The 26895-nt window shown below is 64.1% G+C and carries 23 protein-coding genes and 5 tRNA genes; 13 read left to right on the top strand and 15 right to left on the bottom strand.

Going from position 1 to position 26895, the window contains the following annotated elements:
- Positions 1-47 precede the first annotated feature (47 nt).
- Both CCOS865_RS22095 and CCOS865_RS22090 read right to left on the bottom strand, forming a co-directional pair.
- Positions 48-899, bottom strand: coding sequence for a TIGR03915 family putative DNA repair protein (locus CCOS865_RS22095; protein WP_119144785.1), 852 nt, complete (start codon positions 897-899; stop codon positions 48-50).
- Positions 890-2110: a putative DNA modification/repair radical SAM protein gene (locus CCOS865_RS22090; protein WP_119144783.1), complete on the bottom strand. Its 1221-nt coding sequence runs from the start codon at positions 2108-2110 to the stop codon at positions 890-892. The genes CCOS865_RS22095 and CCOS865_RS22090 overlap by 10 nt, the downstream gene beginning before the upstream one ends.
- Before the next feature lie 218 nt (positions 2111-2328).
- Between CCOS865_RS22090 and mqo the strand changes: the two genes are divergently transcribed.
- Positions 2329-3924 carry a malate dehydrogenase (quinone) gene (gene mqo / locus CCOS865_RS22085; RefSeq protein ID WP_119144781.1) on the top strand — a complete coding sequence of 532 codons (1596 nt, stop codon included), beginning with the start codon at positions 2329-2331 and terminating at the stop codon, positions 3922-3924.
- A gap of 80 nt (positions 3925-4004) precedes the next feature.
- Here the strand turns inward: mqo and CCOS865_RS22080 are convergent, their stop codons facing one another.
- The 3 genes from CCOS865_RS22080 to CCOS865_RS22070 all read right to left on the bottom strand — a co-directional run bounded on the left by CCOS865_RS22080 (position 4005) and on the right by CCOS865_RS22070 (position 5383).
- Positions 4005-4202 (bottom strand): hypothetical protein, encoded by a 198-nt coding sequence (locus CCOS865_RS22080; RefSeq protein WP_119144779.1) that lies wholly within the window; start codon positions 4200-4202, stop codon positions 4005-4007.
- 1 nt (position 4203) lies between these two features.
- Positions 4204-4752 (bottom strand): hypothetical protein, encoded by a 549-nt coding sequence (locus tag CCOS865_RS22075; RefSeq protein ID WP_119144777.1) that lies wholly within the window; start codon positions 4750-4752, stop codon positions 4204-4206.
- A gap of 133 nt (positions 4753-4885) precedes the next feature.
- Positions 4886-5383, bottom strand: a complete 498-nt coding sequence (locus tag CCOS865_RS22070) for a signal peptidase II (protein ID WP_119144775.1) — start codon at positions 5381-5383, stop codon at positions 4886-4888.
- Between the two features lie 256 nt (positions 5384-5639).
- On the opposite strand from CCOS865_RS22070, the gene CCOS865_RS22065 reads away from it, so the two are divergent.
- Complete coding sequence (locus CCOS865_RS22065; protein WP_119144773.1) at positions 5640-6680, top strand: class I SAM-dependent methyltransferase; 1041 nt, start codon at positions 5640-5642, stop codon at positions 6678-6680.
- A 59-nt stretch (positions 6681-6739) separates the two neighbouring features.
- Here CCOS865_RS22065 and CCOS865_RS22060 read toward each other — a convergent pair whose 3' ends face one another.
- The gene (locus CCOS865_RS22060) at positions 6740-7984 is read right to left on the bottom strand and encodes a saccharopine dehydrogenase family protein (RefSeq protein WP_119144771.1); all 1245 of its coding nucleotides are present in this window, start codon (positions 7982-7984) and stop codon (positions 6740-6742) included.
- Between the two features lie 31 nt (positions 7985-8015).
- A complete protein-coding gene (gene nspC / locus CCOS865_RS22055; protein ID WP_119144769.1) occupies positions 8016-9113 on the bottom strand; it encodes a carboxynorspermidine decarboxylase in 1098 nt (365 codons plus the stop codon).
- Between the two features lie 270 nt (positions 9114-9383).
- Between nspC and CCOS865_RS22050 the strand changes: the two genes are divergently transcribed.
- Positions 9384-9656, top strand: a complete 273-nt coding sequence (locus CCOS865_RS22050) for a PepSY domain-containing protein (RefSeq protein WP_119144768.1) — start codon at positions 9384-9386, stop codon at positions 9654-9656.
- 553 nt (positions 9657-10209) lie between these two features.
- Here CCOS865_RS22050 and CCOS865_RS22045 read toward each other — a convergent pair.
- Positions 10210-10977 (bottom strand): DODA-type extradiol aromatic ring-opening family dioxygenase, encoded by a 768-nt coding sequence (locus CCOS865_RS22045; RefSeq protein WP_119144766.1) that lies wholly within the window; start codon positions 10975-10977, stop codon positions 10210-10212.
- A gap of 103 nt (positions 10978-11080) precedes the next feature.
- Between CCOS865_RS22045 and CCOS865_RS22040 the strand changes: the two genes are divergently transcribed.
- The gene (locus tag CCOS865_RS22040) at positions 11081-11731 is read left to right on the top strand and encodes a thiopurine S-methyltransferase (RefSeq protein ID WP_119144764.1); all 651 of its coding nucleotides are present in this window, start codon (positions 11081-11083) and stop codon (positions 11729-11731) included.
- Positions 11732-11779: 48 nt separating this feature from the next.
- Here the strand turns inward: CCOS865_RS22040 and htpX are convergent, their stop codons facing one another.
- Together htpX and CCOS865_RS22030 are read right to left on the bottom strand one after the other, a co-directional pair.
- Positions 11780-12667, bottom strand: a complete 888-nt coding sequence (gene htpX / locus CCOS865_RS22035) for a protease HtpX (RefSeq protein ID WP_119144762.1) — start codon at positions 12665-12667, stop codon at positions 11780-11782.
- A gap of 207 nt (positions 12668-12874) precedes the next feature.
- Positions 12875-14086, bottom strand: a complete 1212-nt coding sequence (locus CCOS865_RS22030; protein ID WP_119144760.1) for a pyridoxal phosphate-dependent aminotransferase — start codon at positions 14084-14086, stop codon at positions 12875-12877.
- A gap of 169 nt (positions 14087-14255) precedes the next feature.
- On the opposite strand from CCOS865_RS22030, the gene msrB reads away from it, so the two are divergent.
- Both msrB and CCOS865_RS22020 read left to right on the top strand, forming a co-directional pair.
- Positions 14256-14651 carry a peptide-methionine (R)-S-oxide reductase MsrB gene (msrB, locus tag CCOS865_RS22025; RefSeq protein ID WP_119144758.1) on the top strand — a complete coding sequence of 132 codons (396 nt, stop codon included), beginning with the start codon at positions 14256-14258 and terminating at the stop codon, positions 14649-14651.
- 13 nt (positions 14652-14664) lie between these two features.
- Positions 14665-15153 (top strand): glutathione peroxidase, encoded by a 489-nt coding sequence (locus tag CCOS865_RS22020; protein WP_119144756.1) that lies wholly within the window; start codon positions 14665-14667, stop codon positions 15151-15153.
- On the opposite strand, the gene CCOS865_RS22015 is transcribed toward CCOS865_RS22020, so the two are convergent.
- Positions 15143-17458, bottom strand: a complete 2316-nt coding sequence (locus CCOS865_RS22015) for a hybrid sensor histidine kinase/response regulator (protein WP_119144754.1) — start codon at positions 17456-17458, stop codon at positions 15143-15145. The two genes, CCOS865_RS22020 and CCOS865_RS22015, sit on opposite strands and share 11 nt — an antisense overlap.
- Positions 17459-17725: 267 nt before the next feature.
- Between CCOS865_RS22015 and CCOS865_RS22010 the strand changes: the two genes are divergently transcribed.
- Together CCOS865_RS22010 and CCOS865_RS22005 are read left to right on the top strand one after the other, a co-directional pair.
- Positions 17726-18613 (top strand): ATP-binding protein, encoded by an 888-nt coding sequence (locus tag CCOS865_RS22010; RefSeq protein ID WP_119144752.1) that lies wholly within the window; start codon positions 17726-17728, stop codon positions 18611-18613.
- Positions 18614-19096 (top strand): GAF domain-containing protein, encoded by a 483-nt coding sequence (locus tag CCOS865_RS22005; RefSeq protein ID WP_119144750.1) that lies wholly within the window; start codon positions 18614-18616, stop codon positions 19094-19096. It begins immediately after the preceding gene.
- A 140-nt stretch (positions 19097-19236) separates the two neighbouring features.
- On the opposite strand, the gene CCOS865_RS22000 is transcribed toward CCOS865_RS22005, so the two are convergent.
- Positions 19237-20004, bottom strand: coding sequence for a hypothetical protein (locus CCOS865_RS22000; protein ID WP_119144748.1), 768 nt, complete (start codon positions 20002-20004; stop codon positions 19237-19239).
- Positions 20005-20346: 342 nt separating this feature from the next.
- Here CCOS865_RS22000 and CCOS865_RS21995 point away from each other — a divergent pair.
- The 5 genes from CCOS865_RS21995 (at position 20347) to CCOS865_RS21975 (ending at position 20910) form a co-directional block, all read left to right on the top strand.
- Positions 20347-20422: transfer RNA gene (locus CCOS865_RS21995), tRNA-Glu, on the top strand.
- Positions 20423-20426: 4 nt separating this feature from the next.
- A tRNA-Gly gene (locus CCOS865_RS21990) sits at positions 20427-20502 on the top strand.
- A 92-nt stretch (positions 20503-20594) separates the two neighbouring features.
- A tRNA-Glu gene (locus tag CCOS865_RS21985) sits at positions 20595-20670 on the top strand.
- A 3-nt stretch (positions 20671-20673) separates the two neighbouring features.
- Positions 20674-20749: transfer RNA gene (locus tag CCOS865_RS21980), tRNA-Gly, on the top strand.
- 85 nt (positions 20750-20834) lie between these two features.
- Positions 20835-20910 (top strand) — tRNA-Gly (locus CCOS865_RS21975).
- 44 nt (positions 20911-20954) lie between these two features.
- Here CCOS865_RS21975 and CCOS865_RS21970 read toward each other — a convergent pair.
- The 3 genes from CCOS865_RS21970 to CCOS865_RS21960 all read right to left on the bottom strand — a co-directional run bounded on the left by CCOS865_RS21970 (position 20955) and on the right by CCOS865_RS21960 (position 26873).
- Positions 20955-22409: an Ig-like domain-containing protein gene (locus CCOS865_RS21970; protein WP_147406535.1), complete on the bottom strand. Its 1455-nt coding sequence runs from the start codon at positions 22407-22409 to the stop codon at positions 20955-20957.
- A gap of 91 nt (positions 22410-22500) precedes the next feature.
- The gene (locus CCOS865_RS21965) at positions 22501-24681 is read right to left on the bottom strand and encodes an autotransporter outer membrane beta-barrel domain-containing protein (RefSeq protein WP_119144744.1); all 2181 of its coding nucleotides are present in this window, start codon (positions 24679-24681) and stop codon (positions 22501-22503) included.
- A gap of 197 nt (positions 24682-24878) precedes the next feature.
- Complete coding sequence (locus tag CCOS865_RS21960) at positions 24879-26873, bottom strand: hypothetical protein (RefSeq protein ID WP_119144742.1); 1995 nt, start codon at positions 26871-26873, stop codon at positions 24879-24881.
- Positions 26874-26895: the final 22 nt, after the last annotated feature.

The raw sequence follows: 26895 nt of genomic DNA, 5'->3' as shown, positions 1-26895 counted from the left end.
ACGAGAATGTGGGCCGAATGGGTGCTAAAAAGCCGACAGGAAACGATTCAGTTCTTGGTTTTGCCGGGCTCACCGATACGCTTGCCGGTCTGCTGCGCCACCTCAACCGCTTGCCCATCGCGCTGCTTGCCGTGCCGTGCCAACCCCACTAATTGCGGAATTAGCATCCCCTCAGGCAGGTGCCGCCAGAAGCGCCCGGGCATGTGCAGGCGCAAGGCGTCGGGGTTGAGCCGCGCCGGGTTGAACGTATGCCGATAATAGGTGCGCCAGAGGTCCGCGCCGGGGTCGTCGGCATGCCGCGCCCACTGACGCCATGCTTCAGGGCACTGGCGACGGTAATCCAGCTGCTGGCCATCGAAGCGAATACCGTCGCGGTCGGTCGCGATCAGCCAACGCTGGCGCCCCAGGCGATCGGCGAAGTGGCCGCTGGCGCTTTCGAGTATGTCGTGGGCCGGTTCGTGGTAGGCCACCAGGTCCAGTTGCAGCTGCGCCGCCAACGGCTCGGGCAGTGGCACGAAGCGCACGAAGGCATGCAGGTGATGCGCCTCGCGGCTGACCTGCTTGATCCGCCGGTGCAGTTCGCTGCCCAGGCGGTCGCCCGCCAGCATGGCGGTGCGATCACCATGGGCGACGCGCCAGAGCACTTCATAGAGCAGGTTCCAGCGCTGTTCGCCGTGATAGCGCGCGGCTTGTTCGAGTAACGACAGCAGGGCCGCGGGCACCTTTGCGCGGAACGGCCCGGGGCCCTCCGGCAACGGCACGGGCAGCGCCAGCAGATCGTCCATAGGCCCTTGCGTCCAGCTCACCTGCGCCGGGTCGATGCCGTGCCCGAGCAGCGTACGGGCCTGCTCGCGCCAGGTGGCGAAGTAGCCGTCGCAGTCGAGCGCGATCATCCCCACAACCCCATCTGCACCGGTGCCTGAGGTTCGCGCAAGCGGGCGCGCAACAGGCCGCTGCGCAATTCGCCCTGGGCCGGGCGGTAGTCGCTGGTGACGATGAAGGGCCGCGCCTTGTCCAGCACGCAGCGCAGCTGGATCAGGTCGTCGTAGCGGATACGGCGTTCGCGGCGCAGGGTGACCAGCCGCTCGACGCTGCGCAGGCCGATGCCGGGGATCCGCGCCAGCAGGGCCGGCTCGGCGCGGTTCAGGTCCAGCGGGAAGACCTCGCGATTGGCCAGTGCCCAGGCCAGCTTGGGGTCGATGTCCAAGGCCAGGTTGCCGGCCTGGCTCAACAGCTCGCCGGCCTTGTAGCCGTAGCCGCGCATGAGGAAGTCGGCCTGGTACAGGCGGTGTTCGCGCAGCAACGGCGGCGCCGCCAGCGGCACACTGTCGGGGCTGTCGGGGATCGGGCTGAACGCCGAGTAATAGACGCGCTTGAGGCCGTAGCCCTGGTACAGCGATTCGGCGTTGCCGAGCAGGGTGCGGTCATCGGTGTCGTCGGCGCCGACGATCACCTGGGTGCTTTGCCCGGCCGGGGTGAAGCGCGGCGCGCGCGGCTCGCCGGCGACCGCCAGCTGGCCCTGGTGGATGGTGCCCATCGCCTGGCGGATGGTGTGCGCGTGTTTTTCCGGGGCCAGGCGCTTGAGGCTGGCGTCGGTCGGCAGTTCGACGTTGACGCTGAGCCGGTCGGCCAGGCGCCCGGCCTGTTCGATCAGCAGCGGGTCGGCGTCGGGAATCGTCTTCAGGTGGATGTAACCGCGGAATTCGTGCTCGTCGCGCAGCAGCCGCGCCACCTCGATCAGTTGCTCCATGGTGTAGTCGGCCGAGCGGATGATGCCCGAGCTGAGAAACAGGCCACTGATGCAGTTGCGCCGGTAGAAGTCCAGGGTCAGGCGCACCACCTCTTCGGGGCTGAAGCGCGCGCGCGGCACATTGCTCGAACGGCGGTTGACGCAGTATTGGCAGTCGTACAGGCAGAAGTTGGTGAGCAGCACCTTGAGCAGCGAAACGCAGCGGCCATCAGGCGTATAGCTGTGGCAGATGCCCATGCCATCGGTGGCGCCAAGCCCGTCACGGCCACGCGAGCTGCGCTTGGGGGCGCCGCTGCTGGCGCACGAGGCGTCGTACTTGGCGGCGTCGGCAAGGATGCCGAGTTTGGCGATGAGCTGCATGAGGATTACTCAAAATACTGAATATTCATACAGTATTTCGAGATCGCGCCTGTTGCAAGTGCCTATTGTCGAGAGGCGCGGATTGCGCGCGAGCGCCCGCCTGCCGATGCCCGAGTGAATTGCTCAGCTAAGCTTGATCCCAGGTTGAATACGACGGAGCAGGGCATGGCGAACCACGCACAGCAGATCGAGGCCGGCAGCGCCTCGTGGGAGAACACATGAACATCACGATCAAGTCGAAACTGGCGCTGGCGGGGCTGGCGATGACCTGGGGCCTGCTCAGTGCCCAGGCCGCGGAGACCAAGCGGGTCGATGTACTGCTGGTGGGTGGCGGCATCATGAGTTCGACCTTGGCCATCTGGCTCAATGAGCTCGAGCCTGGCTGGTCCATGCAGATGGTCGAGCGGCTGGACAAGGTCGCCGAGGAAAGCTCCAACGGCTGGAACAACGCCGGCACCGGCCACTCGGCCCTGGCCGAGCTGAACTACACCCCAGAAAAAGACGGCAAGATCGACATCAGCAAGGCGGTGGAGATCAACGAGTCGTTCCAGATCACCCGCCAGTTCCTGGCCTGGCAGGTCAAGAGCGGGGTGCTGAAGAACCCGCGTTCGTTCATCAACGCCACCCCGCACATGAGCTTCGTCTGGGGCGACGACAACATTCGCTTCCTCAAGAAACGCTACGACGCGCTGCAGGCCAGCCCGTTGTTCCGCCCCATGCAGTATTCCGAGGACCCGGCTCAGATCAAGCAATGGGTGCCGCTGATGATGGAAGGGCGCGACCCCAACCAGAAGCTCGCGGCGACCTGGACGCCGATCGGCACCGACGTCAACTTTGGCGAGATCACCCGGCAGTATGTGGGCTACCTGAAAAGCCGGCCGAATTTCGACCTGCAGCTGTCGTCCGAAGTCGAGGACATCAGCCGTAACGACGATGGCTCGTGGCACGTCGAGTACAAGCACCTCAAGGATGGCAGCAAGGCCGCCACCGACACCAAGTTTCTGTTCATCGGCGCCGGTGGCGCGGCGTTGCCGCTGCTGCAGAAGGCCGGTATCGACGAGGCCAAGGACTATGCCGGCTTCCCGGTCGGCGGCTCGTTCCTGGTCACCGACAACCCGGCCATCGCCAAGCGGCACATGGCCAAGGCCTACGGTATCGCCTCGACCGGCGCGCCGCCGATGTCGGTGCCGCACCTGGATACGCGGGTGCTCGATGGCAAGCAGGTGATCCTGTTTGGCCCGTTTGCCACGTTCTCCACCAAGTTCCTCAAGGAAGGCTCGCTGCTGGACCTGTTCGGCAGCATGTCGACCCACAACGTCTGGCCGATGGTGCGGGTCGGCGTGCGCGAGTTCGACCTGGTGCAGTACCTGGTCGGCCAGGTGCTGCAGTCCGACGCTGATCGCTTCGACGCGCTGAAGACCTACTTCCCCAATGCCAAGCAGGAAGACTGGCGCCTGTGGCAGGCGGGGCAGCGGGTGCAGATCATCAAGAAGGACAACGACCAGGGCGGCGTGCTCAAGCTCGGCACCGAGGTGGTGGCGGCCAAGGACGGCAGCATCGCCGGTTTGCTCGGCGCCTCGCCGGGCGCTTCGACGGCGCCGCCGATCATGCTTGATCTGATGCAGAAGGTGTTCAAGGACAAGATGGCCTCGGCGCCGTGGCAGGCGAAACTGCGCGAGATCATTCCGTCGTACGGGATGCGCCTGAACGATCATCCGGATCAGGTCGAGAAGGAGTGGGCGTATACCAATGAGGTGCTGCAGTTGGCCGTACCGGCACCGGTCAGCGCGGCGGTGCCGGCAACCACCCCCTGAATGATCGCGGCTCCAGCGCGGCTGGCTCGGTCAGCCGCGCTGGAGCCGAGGATGTCGCCTCATCTGCCGCGCTTGGTGGATCAGGCAGAAGTGGATTTGTCGGCACGCGAAGTGTGGCCCGCGTAATCGCAGCCATCGACCTTGCTGAACGCGCCGATGGCGGCGTCGTTGAGGAAGCTGTGGTACTGAGCGGAATGGCGCATTCGCGCCATTTTTTGTGCGGCAATTGCCTTGAATTTGGCGACTTCAGCGCTCAAATCGCAGGATGGATAGGCCATGTCAGTAGTCCTTGTGGTCGGGTCCAGCATAGTCACGGGACAAGTCGTAGGCAAGGCCGATGCCTTTCACCTGGGTGAAACCGTCAAGTTGATAGGCTTGCCTGGCCTCGGGCAGTGGATCCCTCACCACGACCCATCTCAAACCGAGCATCCAGGCGTAGTAGCGCACGGCGCTGAGGCACAGCGGGGCAATGTAGCCTCGGGTTGCCAGACTGGCGTCAGGGTTGCGCTGCAGGTAGAGCACCATGATCTTTTGCTTGCTCCCTTGTGGGGAAGCCCAACACATACCCGCCAGTTGGTTGTCGTGCCAAACTGCGATGTCGAGGGCACTCGCATGTGCCAATCTTCCCTTCCACTTCAATACGCGGCCCCAACCGAAATCATGGGGGGCCGGGTGCCAGGATTCGTGGGCAGTGATTGCGCCTTCGTCGATTTCGCCGATGCGTAAGCGCTGGCAAAGGGCGTTGTTGGTGTGGCCCAACTCCACTGCGACTTGATCACGTGCTGCGTGCTTGAGGCCGATCAGCTCGGCGAGTTGCTGTCCGTCCATGGGTCATCACATAGGGGCACGTTATCGAGTTGCCTATGCTAACGGTTGGGTTCTTCGGAATGGGCCGAGCCAATGCGAGCGTTTTCGCTTCACCGCGTAGTCCTTTTCCTCCCAGGGTGGAGAGGGCCGATTCTCAGGCCTTGACTGGGCGCTTCAGGCCGTCCAGTGCCAGCACAGCGGCGCCCGCCATGATGGCGATGTCGGCGATGTTGAACACGCCGGTGTGCAGTTGGCCGAGGTTGAGCACCAGGTAATCCACCACGTGCCCTTCACGAAACACCCGATCAATCAGGTTGGACACGCCACCCAGTGCGATGAAGTACGCCGCAGCCGCCTTGGCCGGGGTCTGCGTCCAACGCGACAGGGCCCAGCCGATCGCCCAGCAGCAGGCCACGCCCACCGCCACGACGAAGATCAGTTGCTTGAGGCCGGGGGCCAGGTTGGCACCCAGGCTGAGGAAGGCACCGGGGTTGAGGCTGAGGGCGACGTCCAGCCAGGCGAGGCTGTTGCCGAAGGTGAAGCTCTGCGCCTGCAAGCCCGCGAGGGCGAGCAGCTTGACCCACTGGTCGAGGAAGACGAAGGCGAAACCGATGAGCACGGCGACGTAGCGGCTTTGCAGAACCTGAGGCATTGAGGCAGTCCTTTGTTGCACCTGGGGGGTGAGATGGTCGGTCGGGTGCGAGCGCCGGCAAGATAGCGCAGGCAGGGCGGTGCGTCTATCCGACAGCGGCGCGCCGCTGCCACCCGGAGGCTAGACTTGTATACCCGGCCTGGTGCCTCTCAAGCGGCAGCAGGGCGCTTCAATCATCCATCCGACCACCGCCTGCAGCCGTTCGCAGTGGAGGCTTCCCCGCCGACGGTGGCCTTCGCGCAGAGGAGGTCAGGTCATGGACGAGGCAAAGCTGCAAGATTTCATGGGCAAGCTGGTGGGCGACATGGGCGCTGCGGCGACCCTGGCCAACGTCATTCTCGGCGATGAGCTGGGGCTGTACCGGGCCATGGCCGACAGCCAGCCGACCACCCCGGAGGCGCTGGCCGAGAAGACCGGCTGTCATCCACGGCTGGTACGCGAATGGCTCAACGGCCAGGCGGCATCGGGCTACATGCAGCACCTGGATGGCCGCTTCGTACTGCCCGAGGAGCAGGCCATGGCCCTGGCCATCGAGGCGTCACCCGTTTACATGCCCGGCGGGGCGTCGGTGGTGGCGGCGCTGTTCCACGACAAGGACAAGCTGCTGGCGGCCATGCGCGGGGACGGTGGGCTGGCCTGGGGCGATCACCATCCGTGCATGTTCAGCGGCACCGAGCGGTTCTTCCGGCCGGGCTATCGAACGTTTCTGGTGGCCGAGTGGCTACCGGCGTTGGACGGCGTGGTCGACAAGCTGCAGACGGGCGCCAAGGTGGCCGATGTCGGTTGTGGCCATGGCGCCTCGACCCTGGTCATGGCCCAGGCGTTTCCGGCTTCGCGGTTCACCGGCTACGACTACCACGCGCCCTCGATCAGCACCGCCCGGCAACGTGCCAGCGAGGCTGGTGCAGAAGGGCAGGTGGCCTTCGAGCAGGGGACCGCGAAGAACTACCCCGGCCATGACCATGACCTGGTGTGCTTCTTTGACTGCCTGCATGACATGGGCGACCCGGTGGGTGCGGCGCGGCACGCCTATCATGCGCTGAAGGACGACGGCACGGTGATGCTGGTCGAGCCTTATGCCGAAGACTCGCTGGACGCCAATATCAACCTGGTCGGGCGCTTGTTCTACGCCGCTTCGACGTTTATCTGCACGCCGAATTCGTTGTCTCAGGAAGTGGGGTTGGGCGCGCAGGCGGGGGAAGCCAGGCTCAGGGCGGTGTTCGAAGAGGCAGGGTTCACGCGGTTTCGGCGGGCGACGCAGACGCCGTTCAATCTGATTTTGGAGGCGCGCAAGTAGCCGGCAACCCCCACACAATGCAGAAGGGGCGCCATGATGGCGCCCCTTCTGGGTGTTGCTTAGGCTTCAGCGTCCCACGGACGATCGCCTTTTTCATCCTTGATGCGGGTCGGCAGGCCCATCACGTCCAGCGCCTTGAGGAACGGCTCAGCCGGCAGCTCCTCGACGTTGGCCATGCGCTGCACGTCCCACTGACCGCGTGCGACCAGCAGGGCGGCAGCCACTGGCGGTACGCCCGCGGTGTAGGAGATGCCCTGGCTGTCGGTCTCGGCGTAGGCCTCTTCGTGGTCAGCTACGTTGTAGATGAACACTTCGCGCGGCTGGCCATTCTTGGTGCCCTTGACCAGGTCACCGATGCAGGTCTTGCCGGTGTAGCCCGGTGCCAGCGAGGACGGGTCAGGCAGCACGGCCTTGACCACTTTCAACGGCACCACTTCCAGCCCTTCGGCGGTCTTCACCGGTTGCTCGGAGAGCAGGCCGAGGTTTTTCAGCACGGTGAACACATTGATGTAGTGCTCGCCGAAGCTCATCCAGAAGCGCACGTTCGGCACGCCGAGGTTCTTCGACAGCGAGTGCACTTCGTCGTGACCGGTCAGGTACAGGTTCTGCGAACCCACGACCGGCAAGTCGTCGGTGCGCTTGACCTCGAACATGGTGTTGCTGGTCCACTGGCTGTTCTGCCAGCTCCAGACTTGACCGGTAAACTCGCGGAAGTTGATTTCCGGGTCGAAGTTGGTGGCGAAGTACTTGCCGTGCGAGCCAGCGTTGACGTCGAGGATGTCGATCGAGTCAATCTGGTCGAAATACTGCTGCTGTGCCAGTGCGGCATAGCTGTTGACCACACCCGGGTCGAAACCGACGCCGAGAATGGCTGTAATGTTCTTTTCCTGGCACTCGTCGAGGTGTTTCCACTCGTAGTTGCCATACCACGGCGGGGTCTCGCAGATCTTGCCCGGTTCTTCGTGGATTGCGGTGTCCAGGTAGGCGACACCGGTATCGATGCAGGCGCGCAGCACCGACATGTTGAGGAAGGCGGAGCCGACGTTGATCACGATCTGCGATTCGGTCTCGCGGATCAGTGCCTTGGTCGCTTCGACATCGAGGGCGTTGAGCGAGAAGGCCTGGATGTCGGCGGGTACCTTGAGGCTACCCTTGGCCTTGACGCTGTCGATGATGGCCTGGCATTTGGAGATGTTCCGCGACGCAATGGCAATACGACCGAGTTCGTCGTTATGCTGCGCGCACTTGTGGGCCACCACCTTGGCGACACCTCCTGCACCAATGATAAGAACGTTCTTCTTCAATTTATCCCTTGCTCCTTACTAAAGGCCTGTTTTACGACAGGCTGGAAACGTAGTCTTCGAAACCGAACTCGCGCACCACTTCGACGCTGCCGTCGAGTTGCTTGACCGCGATGGACGGCATTTTCAGACCGTTGAACCAGTTTTTCTTGACCATGGTGTAACCCGCCGCGTCGACGAACGACAGGCGATCGCCGATGGCCAGCGGACGCTCGAATTGATACTCGCCGAAGATGTCACCGGCCAGGCACGACTTGCCGCAGACCATGTAGGTGTGCTCGCCGTCGTTGGGCGCCATCTTGGCGTCGAGGCGGTAGATCAGCAGGTCGAGCATGTGCGCTTCGATCGAGCTGTCGACCACGGCGAGGTTCTTGCCGTTGAACAGGGTGTCGAGCACGGTCACTTCGAGCGAGGCGCTCTGGGTGATCGCCGCTTCGCCCGGCTCCAGGTAGACCTGCACGCCGTACTTCTCGGAGAAGCCCTTCAGGCGCGCGCAGAACGCGTCCAGCGCATAGCCTTCGCCGGTGAAATGGATGCCGCCACCGAGGCTGACCCACTCGACCTTGTGCAGCAGGTGGCCGAAGCGCTCTTCGATGTGCGCGAGCATCTGGTCGAACAGGCTGAAGTCGCCGTTCTCGCAGTTGTTGTGGAACATGAAGCCGGAGATCTGGCCAATGACCTTTTCGATCTTCTCCGGGTCCCACTCGCCGAGGCGGCTGAACGGGCGAGCCGGGTCGGCCAGCAGGTAGTCGGAGCTGCTCACCTGCGGGTTGACGCGCAGGCCACGGACCTTGCCTTCGGACTGTTCGGCAAAGCGCTGCAGCTGGCCGATCGAGTTGAAGATGATCTTGTCGCAGTTGTCCAGCATCTCTGCGATTTCGTCGTCGGCCCAGGCCACGCTGTAGGCGTGGGTTTCGCCTTCGAACTTCTGCCGGCCGAGCTTGAGCTCGTACAGCGAGGAGGACGTGGTGCCGTCCATGTACTGCTGCATCAGGTCGAAGACCGACCAGGTGGCGAAGCACTTGAGTGCCAGCAGGGCCTTGGCCCCGGAGTTTTCGCGCACGTAGGCGATCTTCTCGAGGTTGCCCAGCAGCTTCTGTTTGTCGATGAGGTAATACGGCGTCTTGATCATTTAAGGCCCCCGGCCAGGCCGGCCAAAAAAAGGACACGCATTGTGCCTTCACTCGCCGCATATCGAAAGGGTTGCAGACGCATTTCGTCCGAGTTCTTTGTGTCTTTGCTACTGGATCGCCAGCAGGGGTATTTGAACAGCCCAATGTGACCATCGTAAGTGGCGGCGCGGGTAGCCCTGGAACAATCGGATGAGTGCGCGAACGCAACTGAACGAACGCGGCGCCGGCTCGGTCGGAATGGGTACCTTCACGCAAAAAGGACGTTCACGATGAAAGCATTGACTCGACTGTTTACCGGCTTGGCGATGGTTGGCGCACTGGGCGCGAGTGCGGCCTGGGCCGACCAGCCAGGGGCCGACTGGAAGGTCAGCAAGGACCAGGCCGAGGCCAGCCTGAAAGCTGCCGGTTACACCCAGATCACCAAGATCGAAGCCGACGACGGGCATTGGGAAGGCGAGGGCATGAAGGCGGATGGCATGAAGTACGAGTTCCATGTCGATCCGCACAGTGGGCAGATTATCAAGGATGAAATGGATCACTAGATTCTGCGGTGGTAGTGCTTTTGCCCGTGCTGGTCACGGGCTTTTTTACGCTGGGTTTGGGGGCTTATCCGTTTGCTGGGGTGGCGCTTATGGCCCCTTCCGCCCTTACGGCGGGTCACTTTTTTTCTTGGAAAAAAGTAACCAAAAACCGCTTGCTCCTACATACGGCCCTTCGCTGCGCTACGGGTTCCCTCACTCCGGTCTTGCTCCCGCGAGGACCGGGCTGTACGGGCCTTCCTGGCCCGCAGCCCTTGCCGGCCTTCCTGGCCGTCACCTCGCTTCGCAAGACCTCCGTTCGGCCTCCTGAAGTCGCAGTAGATCAAGATCACGAGCCAGATCAAGATCAAGGGCCAGGGCAACGGCTGGCGAATCGCTGCGCTCTCGCGGGTTTATAAGGGCGGTGCAGCGCGTCAGCGCCAGAATTTGCATAGGCAGTTCCGGCCTCTTCGCGGGTAAACCCGCTCCCACAGGTTCTCTGCTGACCGTAAGGCCACTGCGGTCCCTGTGGGAGCGGGTTTACCCGCGAAGAGGCCAGCGGTATCTCTGAACAGCCTTAGTCAAATCGATAGATATCCATCCCCAACGCCCCCAGGGTAAACCCCTGGTGCACGATCCCCAGCCTGTCCCCAGCCCCCAGCGCAAAGAACAGCGGCAACAGGTGCTCGTCACTCGGATGGTTGCGCACCGCCTGCGGCGCCTGGCGCCGATAGTCGAGCAGGGCAGGGCGGTCATCGGCCTTGAGCTTCTCCACCACCCAGTCGCGAAACGCCAGGGCCCACGGCTCGATCGTGTCCGGCCCGGCATGCCAGTCCAGCTCGCCAAGGTTATGGGTAATGCTCCCCGAACCGATCAGCAGCACGCCTTGCGCGCGCAGTGAGGCCAGCGCCTGGCCGACCTGCAGCTGCAACGCTGGCCCGGCCTGGCTGGGCAGCGACACCTGGATCACCGGGATGCTGGCGTCGCGGTACATCAGTGACAGCGGCACCCAGGCGCCATGGTCGAACGGCCGCTGCGGGTCGAGCTGCGCCGGCAGGCCCGCGGCAACCAGTTGCTCACTGACCCGGCGGGCCAGCTCGGGCGCACCCTTGGCGGGGTAATCGACGGCATACAGCGCCGGCGGAAAACCATGGAAGTCATGCCAGGTCTGCGGCTGCGGATTGCTCATCACCCGCAGCTCACGGCTCTCCCAGTGCGCCGACACCACCACGATCGCCTCGGGGCGCGGCAGCGCGTTGGCCAGTGCGGCCAGCGCCGGCCCGCTGGCGCCGGGTTGCAGGGCGAGCATGGGTGAGCCGTGGGAAATGAACAGGCTGGGCAGCATGGCGGGGGTCCTGGCAGTTAAGATGGGTTTATCTTCGATCAGATAAAGATCGACATCCAGACTAAGTTTTCACCCTGAACCATCGAAAAATTGGGAGTTAAACATGCAGGCGGCGTTCTGGCACAACAAGTGGGCGGCGAACCAGATCGGGTTCCACCAGGCCGAGGTCAATCCCTACCTGCAGGCCCACTGGCCAGCGCTCGGGCTGGCGCCGGGGAGCAGGGTGCTGGTACCGCTCTGCGGCAAGAGCCTGGATGTGCTCTGGCTCGCGGCGCAGGGGTATCGAGTGCTGGGGATAGAGCTGTCGCGACGGGCCGTGGAGGACTTTTTTGCCGAGCATGGGTTGCAGGCAGAAGTCTCTCGGCGCGGTGCGTTCGAGGTGTGGCGCAGCGCTGAAGTGGAGCTGTGGTGCGGGGATATCTTTGCCTTGCAGGCGGGCGATATCGCCGACTGTGCGGGGTTTTATGACCGCGCGGCGTTGATTGCATTACCGCTGGCAATGCGCGAAGGGTACCGGGCGCTGTTGAGCGAAGGCTTGCCGGCCCACTGCCAAGGCTTGCTGGTGACCCTGGACTACGATCAGGCGTGGGTCGACGGCCCACCGTTTTCGGTGCCCGATGATGAGGTGCGAGCCGGTTTCGCGGGCTGGCAGGTGGAGCAGCTCGAGGCGCCGGAGATCATCGATCAGAGCCCCAAGTTCTCCCAGGCTGGGGCAACCAGCCTGCTGGAGCGGGTGTACCGCGTACAACGCTGAGACGCAAAAAGGGCGACCGAAGTCGCCCTTTTTGTATCACTAGCTCGATCAACCGCGGCGGCGCAGCGCCTCGATGCGGTCTTCCAGTGGCGGGTGGCTCATCAGCAGGCCTGCCAGGCCCTGCTTGAGGCCGCCATTGATGCCGAACGCCTTCAGCGTGTCGGGCATGTGCACCGGCATGCCTTGCTCGACGCGCAGCCGCTGCAGGGCGCCGATCATCGCCGAGGTGCCGGCCAGGCGTGCACCGGCTTCGTCGGCACGGTACTCGCGGCGGCGCGAGAACCACATGACGATCATGCTGGCCAGGATGCCCAGGATCAGCTCGGCGACGATGGTCGCCACGTAGTAGGCAATGCCGCGGCCTTCTTCGTTCTTGAAGATCACCTTGTCGACGAAGTTGCCGATGATCCGCGCGAAGAACATCACGAAGGTGTTCACCACGCCTTGCACCAGCGCCAGGGTGACCATGTCGCCGTTGGCCACGTGGCCGATCTCGTGGGCCAGTACCGCGCGCACTTCATCGGGCGAGAAGCGCTCGAGCAGGCCCTGCGAGACCGCCACCAGGGCGTCGTTGCGGTTCCAGCCGGTGGCGAAGGCGTTGGCCTCGTAGGCCGGGAAGATACCCACCTCGGGCATCTTGATACCGGCCTCGCGAGACAGCTCTTCGACCGTCTGCAGCAGCCATTGCTCATGGCGGGTGCGCGGCTGGCTGATGATCTGGGTGCCGGTGCTCATCTTCGCCATCCACTTGGAGATGAACAGCGAGATCAGCGAGCCGGCAAAGCCGAACACGGCGCAGAAGACCAGCAACTGGCCGAGGTCGAGGTCAACCCCGTTGGCGGCCATGAACCCATTGAAGCCGAACAGGCTCAGGGTAATGCTTGCAACCAGCACCACCGCAAGGTTGGTGGCTACAAACAACAAGATGCGCATCATGGTTGTTACGTTCTCCTGACGGATGAAAATGTCGCTTACTGCGGGGTATATAAGGGGGCAGTCGCGGGGATTCAACTGGCTGACTGTTTCAAGCTGTGTAGCGGGGAGTATGGCAGAGGATTTTCGCGGGGCTGTGGGATAGAGCGTTGCAGGATGTAAGAGAACATCCAGGGTGGAAAAGGGGCTGCACAGCAGCCCCCGGCAATGTCACTGCTGGTACGTCCGCAGGAAATTACCAATCCGGCCAATCGCCTGCTCCAGGTCATCCACCCGCGGCAAGGTCACCACGCGGAAGTGGTCCGGCCACGGCCAGTTGAACGCGGTGCCCTGGACGATCAGCAGCTTCTCGGAGAGCAGCAGGTCCAGCGCGAACTTCTCGTCGTTGAGGATCGGGCAGACTTTCGGGTCGATCCGCGGGAAGGCATACAACGCGCCCATCGGCTTGACGCAGCTGACCCCTGGGATCTCATTGAGCAGCTCGTAGGTGCGGTTACGCTGCTCGAGCAGGCGGCCGGGTGGCAGCACCAGGTCGTTGATGCTCTGGTAGCCACCCAGTGCGGTCTGGATCGCGTGCTGGGCCGGCACGTTGGCGCACAGGCGCATGTTGGCCAGCATGTCGATGCCTTCGATGTAGCTCAGGGCATGGTGCTTGGGCCCGGAGATGATCAGCCAGCCCGAGCGGAAGCCCGCCACCCGGTACGACTTGGACAGGCCGTTGAAGGTCAGGCAGAGCAGGTCCGGGGCCAGTGCGGCGGTGCTGATGTGCACGGCTTCGTCGTAGAGGATCTTGTCGTAGATCTCGTCGGAGAACACCACCAGGTTGTGCTGGCGGGCCAGCTCGAGCATGCCCAGCAGCAGCTCCTTGGAATACACAGCACCCGTCGGGTTGTTCGGGTTGATGATCACCAGGGCCTTGGTGTTGGGGGTGATCTTGGCCTTGATGTCTTCCAGGTCCGGGAACCAGTCAGCCTGCTCGTCGCACAGGTAGTGCACCGGCTTGCCGCCGGCCAGGCTCACTGCGGCGGTCCACAGCGGGTAGTCGGGCGCCGGGATGAGCACCTCGTCGCCGTTGTTGAGCAGTGCCTGCATCGACATCACGATCAGCTCGGAAACGCCGTTGCCGAGGTAGATGTCCTCGATGGTGACGCCCTCGATCTGCTTCTGCTGGCAGTATTGCATCACTGCCTTGCGTGCGCTGAACAGGCCTTTGGAGTCGCTGTAGCCCTGCGCGGTGGGCAGGTTGCGGATCACGTCCTGGAGGATTTCGTCCGGCGCCTCGAAGCCAAACGGTGCCGGGTTGCCGATGTTCAGCTTGAGGATGCGGTGGCCTTCCTCTTCCAGGCGCTTGGCGTGCTTGAGCACTGGGCCGCGAATGTCGTAGCAGACATTGGCGAGCTTGTTCGATTTGCTGAACTGCATGATGTGATCCCGATTGAGAAGTCGCGGGCGCTGCGCCGTCGAAAGGTTTGAAAGGGCGGGGCGCGGGTGCCAGACTTGGAGCCTTGCACACGAAGCCAACTAATATACGTGCCACCCGCGCCGCCGAAAAGCCGCCGCGAGGTGAATTTCAGCCTGCCGAGGTCCCTACATGCAAAAGATCGACAAAACCCTGGAAGAATGGCGTGCCATGCTCGACCCCGAGCAGTACCAGGTGTGCCGCCTGAAGGGCACCGAGCGGCCGTTCACCGGCAAGTACAACAGCCACAAGGCCGACGGCGTCTACACCTGCATCTGCTGCACGGCGCCGTTGTTCGACTCGCGTGCCAAGTTCGACTCCGGCTGCGGCTGGCCGAGCTTCTACGAGCCCTTGGCGCAGAGCGCGATGATCGAGATCCGCGACACTACCCACGGCATGATCCGTACCGAGGTCACCTGCGCCCAGTGCGATGCGCACCTGGGCCATGTGTTCCCCGATGGCCCACCGCCGACCGGGCTGCGCTACTGTATCAACTCGGTGTGCCTGGACTTCAAGCCGCGTGACTGACCGGAGAGCCGCCATGGCTGATTCGTTGCTGGATATCCCCTGCGTCACCCTGACCGGCGAGCACAAGCACCTCGGTGATTTCGCCGGCAAGGCGCTGCTGGTGGTGAATACCGCCAGCCAGTGCGGCTTCACCCCGCAGTACCAGGGCCTGGAGCAGTTGTGGCAGGCCTACCGCGAGCAGGGCCTGGTGGTGGTGGGCTTCCCCTGCAACCAGTTCGGCAAGCAGGAGCCCGGCGATGCCCGCGAAATCGCCAAGTTCTGTGAAACGCGCTTTGGCGTGAGTTTCCCCTTGATGCGCAAGGTCGAGGTCAATGGCAGCGGCGCGCACCCGCTGTTCGTCGAGCTGAAAAAGCGCGCCCCAGGGCTGTTGGGCACGCAGAAGATCAAGTGGAACTTCACCAAGTTCCTTATCGATCCGCTCAGCGGCGAGGTCGACCGTTTTGCCCCGACCACCAAGCCAGAGGCCCTGCAGGGCAAGATCGAGCGCCTGCTCAGTCGTTGACCGGCACCCAGTGTTCGATCAGCGCCAGCAGCTCTTCGCGGCGAAACGGCTTGGCCAGGTAGTCGTCCATGCCCGCCGCGCGGCAGCGTTCGCGTTCTTCGGGCATGGCGTTGGCGGTCAGGGCGACGATCGGCAACTGCGGCCAGCGCCCGCTCTGGCGAATGCGCCGGCTGGCCTCGTAGCCGTCCATGACCGGCATGTTGCAGTCCATCAATACCAGGTCGACCGCGGCCTGTTCCAGCTGCTCCAGGGCCTCGGCGCCCTGTGTGGCGAGCACCACTTCGCAGCCGAGCTTGCCGAGCATGCCCTTGGCCACCAACTGATTGACCGGGTTGTCCTCGACCAGCAGGATCCGCGCCCGGCGCTGCTGCAAGCGGGGGAATTCGTGCAGCAGCGGGGCGTCCGGCGCGCCGCCCTGGAGCATCCGCCGTAGCGTCTGGTACAGCGCGTTGCGCGCCAGCGGCCTGGCCAGTTGCACCAGTGGGGCGAGGGCAGTGGCCTGTTCGCCAGGGAGGAAGTTGCCATAGGCGGTCACCAGCAGGATCGGCGCGGTCAGCCCGGGGCGCAGGTCGAGCAGGTGCTCCAGGTCATCGGTGATCAGCAGGTCGAGCGGCGTCTGCTGCAGGTCGGCAGGGCTGTCCAGCTGCTGGTAGTCCAGGCCCCAGCTGGGCAGCAGCACCGCCAGCAGCTCGGCCAGGCCGCTGCCGGCCTTGCTCAGGGCTACCACCCGGCCACGCAGCGGCGCCGGCGGGATGGCTTCGGTGTGGGTGAGCAGTGGCAGCTCGGCGCTGAAGCGGCTGCCAAAACCGGCCTCTGACTGGATATGCAGGTGGCCCTGCATGGCTTTGCACAGGTTGCGCGTCAGCGCCAGGCCCAGGCCGGTGCCGCCGTATTGGCGGGTGATGCCGGCGCCGGCCTGGGTAAACGGCTGGAAGATCCGCACCTGGGCTTCTTCCGGGATACCGATGCCGGTATCGCTGACTTCCAGGCGCACGCCGCCGACGATCGGGGTCAGGCGCACGTCGACGCGGCCGAAGCGGGTGAACTTCAGCGCGTTGGACACCAGGTTGCTGACGATCTGGCGCACCCGGGTCGGGTCGCCAAGCACGGTGCTGGGGAAGTGGCCGGCGATCAGGCAGGTCAGCTCGACGCTGCTGGCGGCGTTCTGCGAGAGCAGGTTGGCGGTGTCTTCGACCATCGCCCCGAGGTCGAAGGCGATGCGCTCCAGCTCCAGCTGGCCGGCGTCGAACTTGGACAGGTCGAGGATATCGTTGAGCAGCTCGACCAGCACCTTGCCCGAGTCGTGGGCGATCGACAGCTGCTGGCGTTGCTCGGCGGCCAGGCTGCTGTCGAGGGTCAGGGCGATCATGCCGAGCATGCCGTTGAGTGGCGTGCGGATCTCGTGGCTCATGTTGGCCAGGAAGGCCGCGCGCGCCTGGGCCATTTCCAGGGCACGGCGGCGCGCTTCTTCGAGGTCCTGGTTGGTCTGGCTGAGGCGGCTGTTGCTGGCCTTGAGCTCGTCGGTGCGGGCCGAGACGATGTCTTCGAGCTCGTTGAGGTACTGGGTCAGGCGGTTTTCCGCGGCGCGCCGCTGCTGGATCTCGGTGGCCATGCTGACGAACTGCTGGTTGGCGACCTTGACCAGCACGCCGATCTCGTCGAGCTCATGCCCGTGCGGGCAGTCCAGGCGGGTCTGCTGGGGCTTGCGCGGGTCGCTGTTGCTGAGCGCGGCGATCACCGTTACCAGGGGCTTGGTGAGCATCATGTAGAACAGCGCGAGGAGAATGCCGGTGAGCACCAGGCTGCGCGCGAAGCCGTTGAGCAGGGTGACCCCGCTGCGGTCGAGAAAACGGCTGCCAAAGGTGTAGGTGTCGACGTCCAGGTACAGCGTGCCGAGGTATTCGCGGGGCATGTGCGCCAGGTACAGGCGCTCCTGGAACTGGCGCTGCTCGCCGAACAGAAAGTCGCTCAGCGGCCGATAGCGGTCTTCCAGGCGCGGCCGCTGGACGTCGGCGAGCACCGTATCGTTGTTGTCGATCAGCCGCGCGCGGATGATCGCCGGCGATTGCAGCAGGCCGCCGGTCAGCTCCTGGGCCAGCTCGGCGTCGATGTTGTAGGCGATGCGCGAGGCCGGGTTGTGGCTGATTTGCAGCAATGCCTGCACTTCGCGGTTGATGGACGCGTCTTCGCTGGCATAATCGATGCCGATCTGGATGAGACTGAGCAATGTACCCAGGATGAAGCCGACCAGGACCGTCAACCGGGCTTGCTTGTATGACAGGCGATTGGTGAACTTGATATCCATGTGTCCCGAGCCGGTTCCGCGCCCCCGCGCAGCGCAAGCATAGCCGATGTACCCCGGCTGCTGGCGGGTCTGTCATCTATTCAGCTGGAAGATTTCGTTTGCAGTGCCGGCCTCTTCGCGGGGCAAGTCGCATCGGCGCACCGCCGCTCCCACAGGATCCCCGCATATTTCGGAAGCGGCGCTGTACCTGTGGGAGCGGGCTTGCCCCGCGAAGAGGCCCGCACTGACAGCCCAACACTCAACGCCTAGCCTTGCCAGGAGCCCTTCATGGACCCCCGCTTGAACGCCTTCCTCGAACGCGCCGAATCTGTCCTGGCGCGCCTCGAACCCTTGTTGCCGGCCGTGCGCCCGGACTTCGACTGGAGCACCACCCTGGCCGCCCGCTGGCAGCGCGATGGCCGCAGCGGCTACCTGCTGCCACTGCAGGTCAGCCTGGACATGCGCCTGTCCGACCTGATCGGCGTCGACAAGCAGCGAGACCAACTGGGCCGCAACACCCACCAGTTCATCAACGGCCTGCCGGCCAACCACGCCCTGCTGTGGGGCTCGCGCGGCACCGGTAAATCATCGCTGGTGCGCGCCCTGCTGGCCGAGCACGCCGACGCCGGCCTGCGCCTGATCGAGATCGAGCGCGACCACCTGGCCGACCTGCCGCGGGTCGTCGAACAGCTGCAAGGCCTGAAACAGCGCTTTATCCTGTTCTGTGACGACCTCTCGTTCGAAGCCGGGGAGGGCGACTACCGGGTGCTCAAGAGCGTGCTCGACGGCTCGCTCGAGCAGGCCCCGGACAACGTCCTGCTGTACGCCACCTCCAACCGCCGCCACCTGGTGCCGGAGAAGCAGAGCGACAACGAAAACTGGAAGAGGGTCGACGGTGAGCTGCACCCCAACGAGGCGGTGGAAGACAAGATCGCCTTGTCCGACCGCTTCGGCCTGTGGCTGTCGTTCTACCCGTTCAGCCAGGAGCACTTCCTCGATGTGGTCGAACACTGGATCGGTCAGCTGGCCAGTACTGCCGGGCTGAGCTGGCAGCGTGACGAAGCACTAGAAATTCTTGCCGTGCGCTGGGCCACCGGCCGCGGAAACCGTAATGGCCGTTGTGCCTATCAGTTCGCCCGCTACTGGGTCGGGCTGCAATTGCTGGAGCAGAAATAAATGATCGACCTCAATGCCAGTGGCACTGGCCTCGACGGCTACGCCCTGCTGGCCGCGCAAGTGCAGGCGCTGTTTGCCGACGAGCGTGACTTCATCGCTAATGCCGCGCAGTTCTCGGCCTTCCTTTATAGCCAGCTGGATGACCTGAACTGGGCCGGCTTTTACATCAACCGTGACGAGCAGCTGGTGCTGGGGCCGTTCCAGGGGCAGGTGGCGTGCGTGCGCATTCCGTTCGGCAAGGGCGTGTGCGGCGCGGCGGCGGCCACCCGGCAGACCCAGCGGGTGGAGGATGTGCATGCCTTCCCCGGGCATATTGCCTGTGACAGTGCGTCGAACAGCGAGTTGGTGATCCCGCTGGTGAAGGCGGGGCGGTTGGTCGGGGTGCTGGATCTGGACAGCCCGAAGCTGGGGCGCTTCAGTGAGGCGGATCAGGTGGGGTTGGAGCGGTTGGCGGAGATCTTTCTCGAGCTGACTGATTGCTGAAATGACAAAGGGGCCAATCAATGGCCCCTTTGTTCACTTTGGCCTCATCGCGGGCAAGCCCGCTCCTACAGAGCCGCGGTGGACCCTTGTAGGAGCGGGCTTGCCCGCGATGGGCCGCACAGCGGCCCCAGACCACCCGATCAATCGTAGATGACCTTCTTCTTCCAGGTCTCGTCCTCGTCGGTCTTGAGCCCTTCGGTCAACTCGTTCTGGTCGGTCTCGGCCGGCGCCTGCTGGTCCAGGACCATGGCATCGGCCCGCGCCAGCAATTTCTCCAGGTAGGTCAGCTGCTCTTCATACTGCTTGGGCTCCGGCTGCTTGCGCAAATACTGCACGCCGCGCTCGAAGGCCAGCCGCGCATGCCCCGGCTGGTTCTGCTGCAGGGCCTGCTGGCCAAGGTTGTTGAAGAACTCGATATGCAGCAGCACGAGGATATGGCGGATCTCCTTGACCCAGTACTTGCCTTCGTTGTTCGCCAGGAAGCCTTCCTGGGTGGCGCGCACGATCTGGTTGTGCAACGCCTCGAGCATGAAGCGCACGTCCTTGGCCTTGACCTCGGTCTGGATCGGGCTCGGCGGGTTGTTTACCGGCAACTTGTCGCCCAGTGCGACCAGGCCTTCGAGCTCGGCCAGGCGCGCCTTGAGCTCGGCGCTGTGCTTGTCGACCGCCAACTGGCGCTGGGCCACGTTCAGCTCCAGGCGGGTCATCAGCAGCTTGAGGGCAGGGCTCATCAACTGGCCGGGGAAGGTTTCGTTGAGCTCGCCGCAACGGCGCGCGCGCTCGGCCAGCTCGATCTTCAGCCGGGCCCGTTCGAGCTTGCTGCTCTCGACCACGTTATTGAGGTAGCCGATCACGATCAGCAACGCGATACCGGCCACGATGAGCAGGGTGATCAGAAGTGGTGTCACCGTTAACGCCTCATGAAGAAGTTTTGCACTATTGAGTGTAGTGAGTTCGCCAAGGCGCGAACAGTGTATTCACCACGCTCAGTGTGTCGGCCACAGCGTTGATTTCTCAAGTGGATGGCACTTTGCCTGCGAGCTTGCCGGCCTGCCGTCAGAAAATCAACGTCAATGCCCGGACGCCCGCCACCGCACCCCGCAGCGCTGGCCGAAGTCATTGATTTAAATAAATTTATACAAAGGGGTTGACGGCTTTCCGTGGCATCCCTAGAATGCGCGCCACTTGCAGCGTAAAGCACACAGCGATACGCGGCAGGGAGTGAAGCAGCATGAAAATGCTTGCAGCGTGTCCCCTTCGTCTAGTGGCCTAGGACACCGCCCTTTCACGGCGGTAACAGGGGTTCGAGTCCCCTAGGGGACGCCATATTGCGGGAATAGCTCAGTTGGTAGAGCACGACCTTGCCAAGGTCGGGGTCGCGAGTTCGAGTCTCGTTTCCCGCTCCAGTTTCTCCGGCACTGCTTAACGGCGGGGCAGGAAAAGAAAGTCCAGGTTGAATCGTGAGGTTCAGTATCTGGCGCACTGAAAAGTGTTGTGTGTCCCCTTCGTCTAGTGGCCTAGGACACCGCCCTTTCACGGCGGTAACAGGGGTTCGAGTCCCCTAGGGGACGCCATTTGCGGGAATAGCTCAGTTGGTAGAGCACGACCTTGCCAAGGTCGGGGTCGCGAGTTCGAGTCTCGTTTCCCGCTCCAGTTCAAATACTGTGGCGTCTATGCGGTACAGTGGTGGTGAAGGTCGTCAAGGCGCTTCACGCCGATTGCGGTAAAGCTTCACAAAGCGGGAATAGCTCAGTTGGTAGAGCACGACCTTGCCAAGGTCGGGGTCGCGAGTTCGAGTCTCGTTTCCCGCTCCATATCTAAAAACGCCACTCTTTCGAGTGGCGTTTTTTTTTGCCTGTTACGCCACCAGCGTTGGCTTGAGCAGGGGAAAGCTCACCCAGGTCAGCTTGTTGTCGAAGCTTACCTGCACTTTGACGTCGATCTGCTGGTTGAGCCGCAGCGCCGACAGCGCGGTCCTCGAAACCGAGCCCACGGCGATCGGTTGACCCGCACTGGGCACCGGCATCTCGGTGACCACGGCAATCGTTTTTTTGTTGCCGCCGGTGTCGAGGCCCGCGATGACCAGCGTGACAAATTGCGACGTCGCCATGAACTGCCAGCTGGGGAGCGTGAACTTAGCATCGGCGCCTTGCAGTGCGGCGAGGCTCAGGCGGCCACCAGCGACCTTGTCGCATTGCACAATGGGCAGCCCTGCGGGCAGCTGTACCTGCAACTGAAGCACCCTCGAGGGCAAGGCCTCGCTCTCCCAGGTGGTGACCGTGTAGGTGACCGGCATGCGTTTGCCCAGTTGGGGCGGGATGTTGTCGCGGGGGACAGGGTATTCCCGCGAGCCGGCGGCAACCGGCGTCGACGTCGTGTAGGCGCCAGGCGTGCCGGGCTCACCCCAGAATACTTCGATCGTTTCGTCGGGCTCCACTGTGGCTTGCGCAGGAACCACCAGCGTTACGCCGTTGAGCGCATTGCCAGGCAGCAGGGTGCTGCCGCTGGCCTCCTTGATGGTCGGTGGCGGCAGGTTGCGCGGGATCGGCGTTGCGGCTACGTCCAGCGCCACCGCCAGTGCGCGTTGAACGGGGGTCTGCGCGCGGTCCTGGACCGTGTAATAGGCATAGCGGATGCCGTCTCTGCTGGTGCGGATGAACGTGCCAGGAATCGCCAGCTCCACGGGCTTGCCGATATCGCTGGCGGCGAGGGTCATGCTGCCGACCTTCTCGATACCGACCGAGGTACGGCTCCAGTACCAGGTCAGCGTATCGCCCAGGCGCATGCCCCCATAAGCCGGCACCTGCGCCAGCAAGCGATCTCCATTCGCCTTCAGGTATCTGTCGGTGACGCCGCCTGTGATCACCTCGGCCGGGAACTGTAGCGGGCCCTCATCCACCAGCGCCGGCGGGGTGGTGTCGATTGTCAGTGCCAGGGGCTGTGAGCCTGCCTGGTTGCCGTTGTAGGTGGTGACCCTGTAGTGCAGCGTGTGCAAGCCTTCTTTCAGAGCGTCTAGCGGGGCCATGATGAACAGGTCGGTGGCCGCTACCGGGGCGGTCCAGGTCTTGCTCGCGACCTCCTTGTCGTCCCAATACAGCACCAGCTGCTCCGGGGTGTCGGTTGTCGGGGCGGAGTTGAGCCACATCGCGAAGTCGATGCGCAGGGGCGCGAGGGTCGACTTGAAAGGGATCAGGTTCGGCTCGCCACCCGCGATATCGGCCAGCGCGTCGGGGGCCGTGGGCGCGGGCAGCAGATAGGCAGCGGGTTCGCCCGTTGGCCGGTTGGGCGCAGCGCTGGCGGAAAACCAGCGCATGATCCAGCGTTTGAATGCATGAAATACTGACATGAAAACCCCCAGTTCCAGACCAAAAAAAGGAGGCCATCAAGGCCTCCCGTTACATGTCCTACCAGCTGTAGCGAACCCCGACGTCGGCGCCCCAGGGCTGTTCGATCTTGTCCCCGTTGCTGTAGTCGAAGTCGGCGTGCACTTGCCATTTGTCCGACCACGCCAGCGACACGCCCGCACCCAGTTCCCCGCGGGTGCCCGAGAGGTCGTTGGCGAAGCGGTTGTCGTTGACCCGGACCTCGTTGTTACGGGCGAACTCATGCGCGGCGGCCAGGCGCAGGTACGGCTGGATCATCCGCCCATCGCCCAGGTCGAACGTGCGCCCAGCGGTGGCGCCCAGCTTGCCCAGCAGTGAGCGGGCGCGTTCGCCTTCGGCGCGCATGCCGTTGTCCAGGGCGTAGTGATTGCCCTGGACGAGCATGCCCGCCAACTGCGCATAGGGCTCGACGAAGTAGCCATCGCCCAGGCGCAGGTGGCGGCCGAACTCCAGCGACAGGCCAAGGCCATGGTTGGCGTAGTCGCCCTTGCTCTCCTGGCCGTCGCTGAGGCGCACATCGGCCTGGTTCTGGAAGCGGTTGAGTTTGCCCACGGCGTCGAAGTAGTAGCCGTTCAGAGGGTCCAGCCAGGTGCTGTAGACACCCGCATGGAAGCTGTCGACCTTGCCGGAGGTGCCGCCGCCAAGGTCCAGGTCGGATTTGCTGTAGCCGGCGCTGACGCCGACCAGCCAGTTGCCGTCGCCTGCGGCCACTGGCATGTCGACACCCAGCGACAGGCCTTGCTGGGTCTGCTGGTAGGCCGTGCCCGCACTGGCCGCGACATTGAACTTGTTGCCGTAGGTACGCATCCAGCCACCGGCCTTGCCGGGCTCGCGGCGCACTTCGCCCATGCGGCTGCGCAAGGTGCTCAGCTCGCCGTAGAACACCGTCGGTATGGCGTTGTTCAAGGCCATCACCGAGCGTGTCCCGGGGCTGATGGTCTTGCGCGAGGCGTCGAGGAACCAGTCGTTGCCGTTGCGCACCAGGTCGTAGGAATACGCACCGAGGTCGACCGGCCCGCCGAGCAGGTCGAACGAGGCATCACCCGCGCCAATACGCACCAGGTGCAAGCTGGCCTCGGCCAGTGGATCGCTGCCGCTGCTGCTGACCGCGATCTGGTGGGCGCCGCTGGCCACACCCGTGACCTCCAGGAAATCGGCCTGGCCAGTGGCGAAGTCGCCCTTCATCTCGAAGGTACCCGCGCCTTGCAGGTTGGCCACGGTGAGGGTGAAAAAATCACCCGGGTTGCCGAAGCGCACGCTCCCTGCGCCCATGGCCAGGTCACCTACCTGGCTGTCGGCGACCAGGGTCCAGCTCGCGGCGCTGTCGAGCTGCAGCTTGGCAACGTTCTCCAGGCGCCCGGTGAACGAGGCGGCATTTTCGAAGGTGATGTCGGCGTTGCCTGAGCTGGCCACGATGATGTCGCCGATCAGCTGGCTGTTGTTGACCCGCAGCGTGGCAGAGGCGTCGTCGGCGACTTGCAAGAGTACGCCGTTGCTGGCGGTGAGCCGCGAGCCGTTGCGCACTTCGATGTCTGCCGTGACCGGGCGCCCAGCGCCGATGCCGACCACGATCGCCGCGCCGTTCTGGCCCTCGACGTGGCTGGCGTCCAGCACCAGTTTGCCTTGGCCGGCGGGCTGGCCGGAGTCGCCGCGGATCAGCACGCCGTGCTGGCCGCCGACGATGTGGCTGGCGCTCGCATTGACGGTGCCGTCGAACAGCTCCAGGCCCAGGCTGGTGGCTCCGGTGCCGCGTACTTCGCTGCGCACCAGGTTCAGTACGCTGTTGTTGACGGTTGCGCCGCGCGTGGCGCCGGTGATGCTGCTGTCGCTGGCCAGCACCTCGGAGCCCGGGCCCAGGCCGAGGCCTCGTGAGCCGGTACTGGTCAACGTGCTGCCAGTGATAGTGGCCTTGGCGCCGTCGAGCGAGAGGGCCGCAGCGCTGTTGTCGGTGTCGACGGTCGAGCCATCGAGGTTCACGGTGGTGCCGCTGGCGGCGCTGATTTCGCGGGTGGCGGCGCCGTTCGCGGTCAGGGTCGCCGAGCCGCTCACTTGGTAGCTGTCCAGCGGGGCGCTGCTGTCGATGACCGTGTCGCTGTCGATCGGCCGCGCGTGCGCGCCTGGCGCAAGGAGCATCAGGGACGCGAGCGAGGTCACGCCCAGTAGCTGTGTCAACGGTCTGGACTTGAGTGAAATGACGGTCATGTGAGCAACCCTGGCGAGACGATGGCGATAGGAAATTGGCTACGGTTTCGCGGGCGAATCCGCAGGGCAGCGAGGGTAAAGCCGCTAAACCTAGCGGTCTGTAGGAATTGCCCTACGAATCAAGGAAAGAAATCGTCAGGCGTTCGCGCTGAAGGCCTCGCCACTGTGCACAGGCCTCCAGCGCGGCGTTCATCGCCTTACGGGATCACGCAGGTGCCTGCCCCGGTGCCCAGGCTCACTACGGTCTCCAATTGCGCGGAGGTGATTTTTTCGCCCTTGTAGTCGAAGGCGTATTCCACCCGCGCGCGGCCATCCGGCTTGCCGTTGGCCAGGTCATGCAGCGGCAGGATGTGAGTGGCGTAAGGCTCCACCAGCCATGTGAAACCGCTGGCCGGGTGGCTGGCGTCGAGGGTGATGTCTTCGGTCTTGATCGCAGTCGCAATGACATCCTCGCCCACGCGGCCGGACAACGGCGTCCAGGTCACGGTCAGCACATCGCCGGCCTTGAGGTACTGGGACAGGTCGGGGATGTCGACCCGGATCGCCGGCGCGCCGCTCGGGTTGGTCGGGTCCTCCCACAACGAGTCACAGTTGAGCCAGCCGTTGGGGGCTTCACCCTGGAAGGTTGGCGCGTCCGGGGTGAGGGTGATGGCATCGACTGCAACCCGCGCCGCGACCGAGTACTGCTCGTTGGTGGAGTCGGCAGCGCGAATCCGGTAGTGCACCGGCAGCGCCGGGTTGTTGCCGGCGTCCAGAATGTACTTCCAGAGGATCTCCACCTTGATTTTCGGGCCTGCCCCAGTGTCCACCGTATGGCTCGCCTCCTTGACCAGGGTGTCGCCCCAGTAGAAGTCCACCAGCTCGCCGTCGATGGCGTTGGTGTAAAGGTCGAAGGTCAGCTCGGCATCCTGGCCAGCATCGGTGCGCTCGAGCGTGTTCGCAGTGTCGGACGTCTTGCCGCGCACTTCGGGCGCGAGCAGGTCGGTGTTGATCGGGTCGGGCCAGTCTGGGTCGGGTACCGGCCGCACGGGCCCGATCACCGAAAAATCGACTTTTACCGTGGCCTTCTCGGGACCGAACGGCACCGTGCCGCGCAGTACCGAGTAGCTGACCTCGATCTCGACCTCACCGGTGGCAGCGCCGTACTCCGCCTTGAGCACCTCGTTGGGGATGCGGACCGGGAAGGGAAAGATCGGGCTTGACCCAATCTGTTCCGCCGCCAAGGTATGGCTGCCCCATTTGACTTCGATCTGGTCGGTATTCTTCCAGTTCGAGAAGGTTGGGATGTGTACGACTACGCCGGTACGCGCATCGGCCAGGTCGACCAGGCCATCGGCCGCAAGCGGCACCACCGGGGCACCCAAGCCGGTAGGCAGTGCACCGAGGGCGACATTCAGGGTGGCGTACAACGACAGCCGGCTTTCGTTGTGGGCTTTGTCGATCACCACGTAGCAGGCGTGACAGCCGCCGTCACCGAGCTGCTGGATGTTCGCCACCGGGAACACCACCTCGCGGTTATCCGGCACGGCGATGAAGCCGACGGGCGCGGGCAGGTCGGCCGGGTCGCTGGGCAGCGGTGCCTTGAGGTAGTAGAAGGCGACCTTGTCGGTCGGCTGCTGGTTGTCGTAGGCCGGCAGGGTACCGACCACGCCAGCGGGGTTGGCGGCGAGGTAGGCGTCGGTGATGGCTTCGCTGGGCAGGGCGATCTGCGCAGGGGTTGCATCTTCCCAGGGCGGGGTGCCGTCGACGATCAGGTCAATGGCCGGCGAGTAGTTGTCGAGGAAGTTGTAGCGTTTGATGTGGTAGCGGAGTTTTCTCGGGCCATCCGCGGCCAGCTCCGACTTGGGCAGTGCGAGCGTGCGGGGAAAGGTGGCGGGATCCACCGGCGCGGTGATGGCGAGGGCAGCGCCGACCGCCACGAAGGTGTCATCGCCCATGGACATCTGCAACTGCACGGTGTCGGTGTCGCCGTCGAATAGCGGCACATCCCAGAGCGCCACCTGCACCGGCAAGTCGGCTTTCAGGGCCTCCTTGTCCAGTGTGCCATCGGTGGGGTCGATGATGGCGGCGACTAGCGGGTCGGCCAAGTCGTCCTGTTGCGCGGACAGACGTTGCACGCGCAGGTGCTGATAGTGCTTGCGAGCCTCTTCGGCACGCGCTTTACGAGTGGAGGGCGGGACCGCGCTTGTCATGGGTATAACTCCGTTGTTACTG

Source organism: Pseudomonas reidholzensis, assembly GCF_900536025.1.
In the GTDB taxonomy this organism is placed as follows: Bacteria; Pseudomonadota; Gammaproteobacteria; order Pseudomonadales; family Pseudomonadaceae; genus Aquipseudomonas; species Aquipseudomonas reidholzensis.
This window is presented reverse-complemented; position numbering and strand designations above follow the sequence as displayed.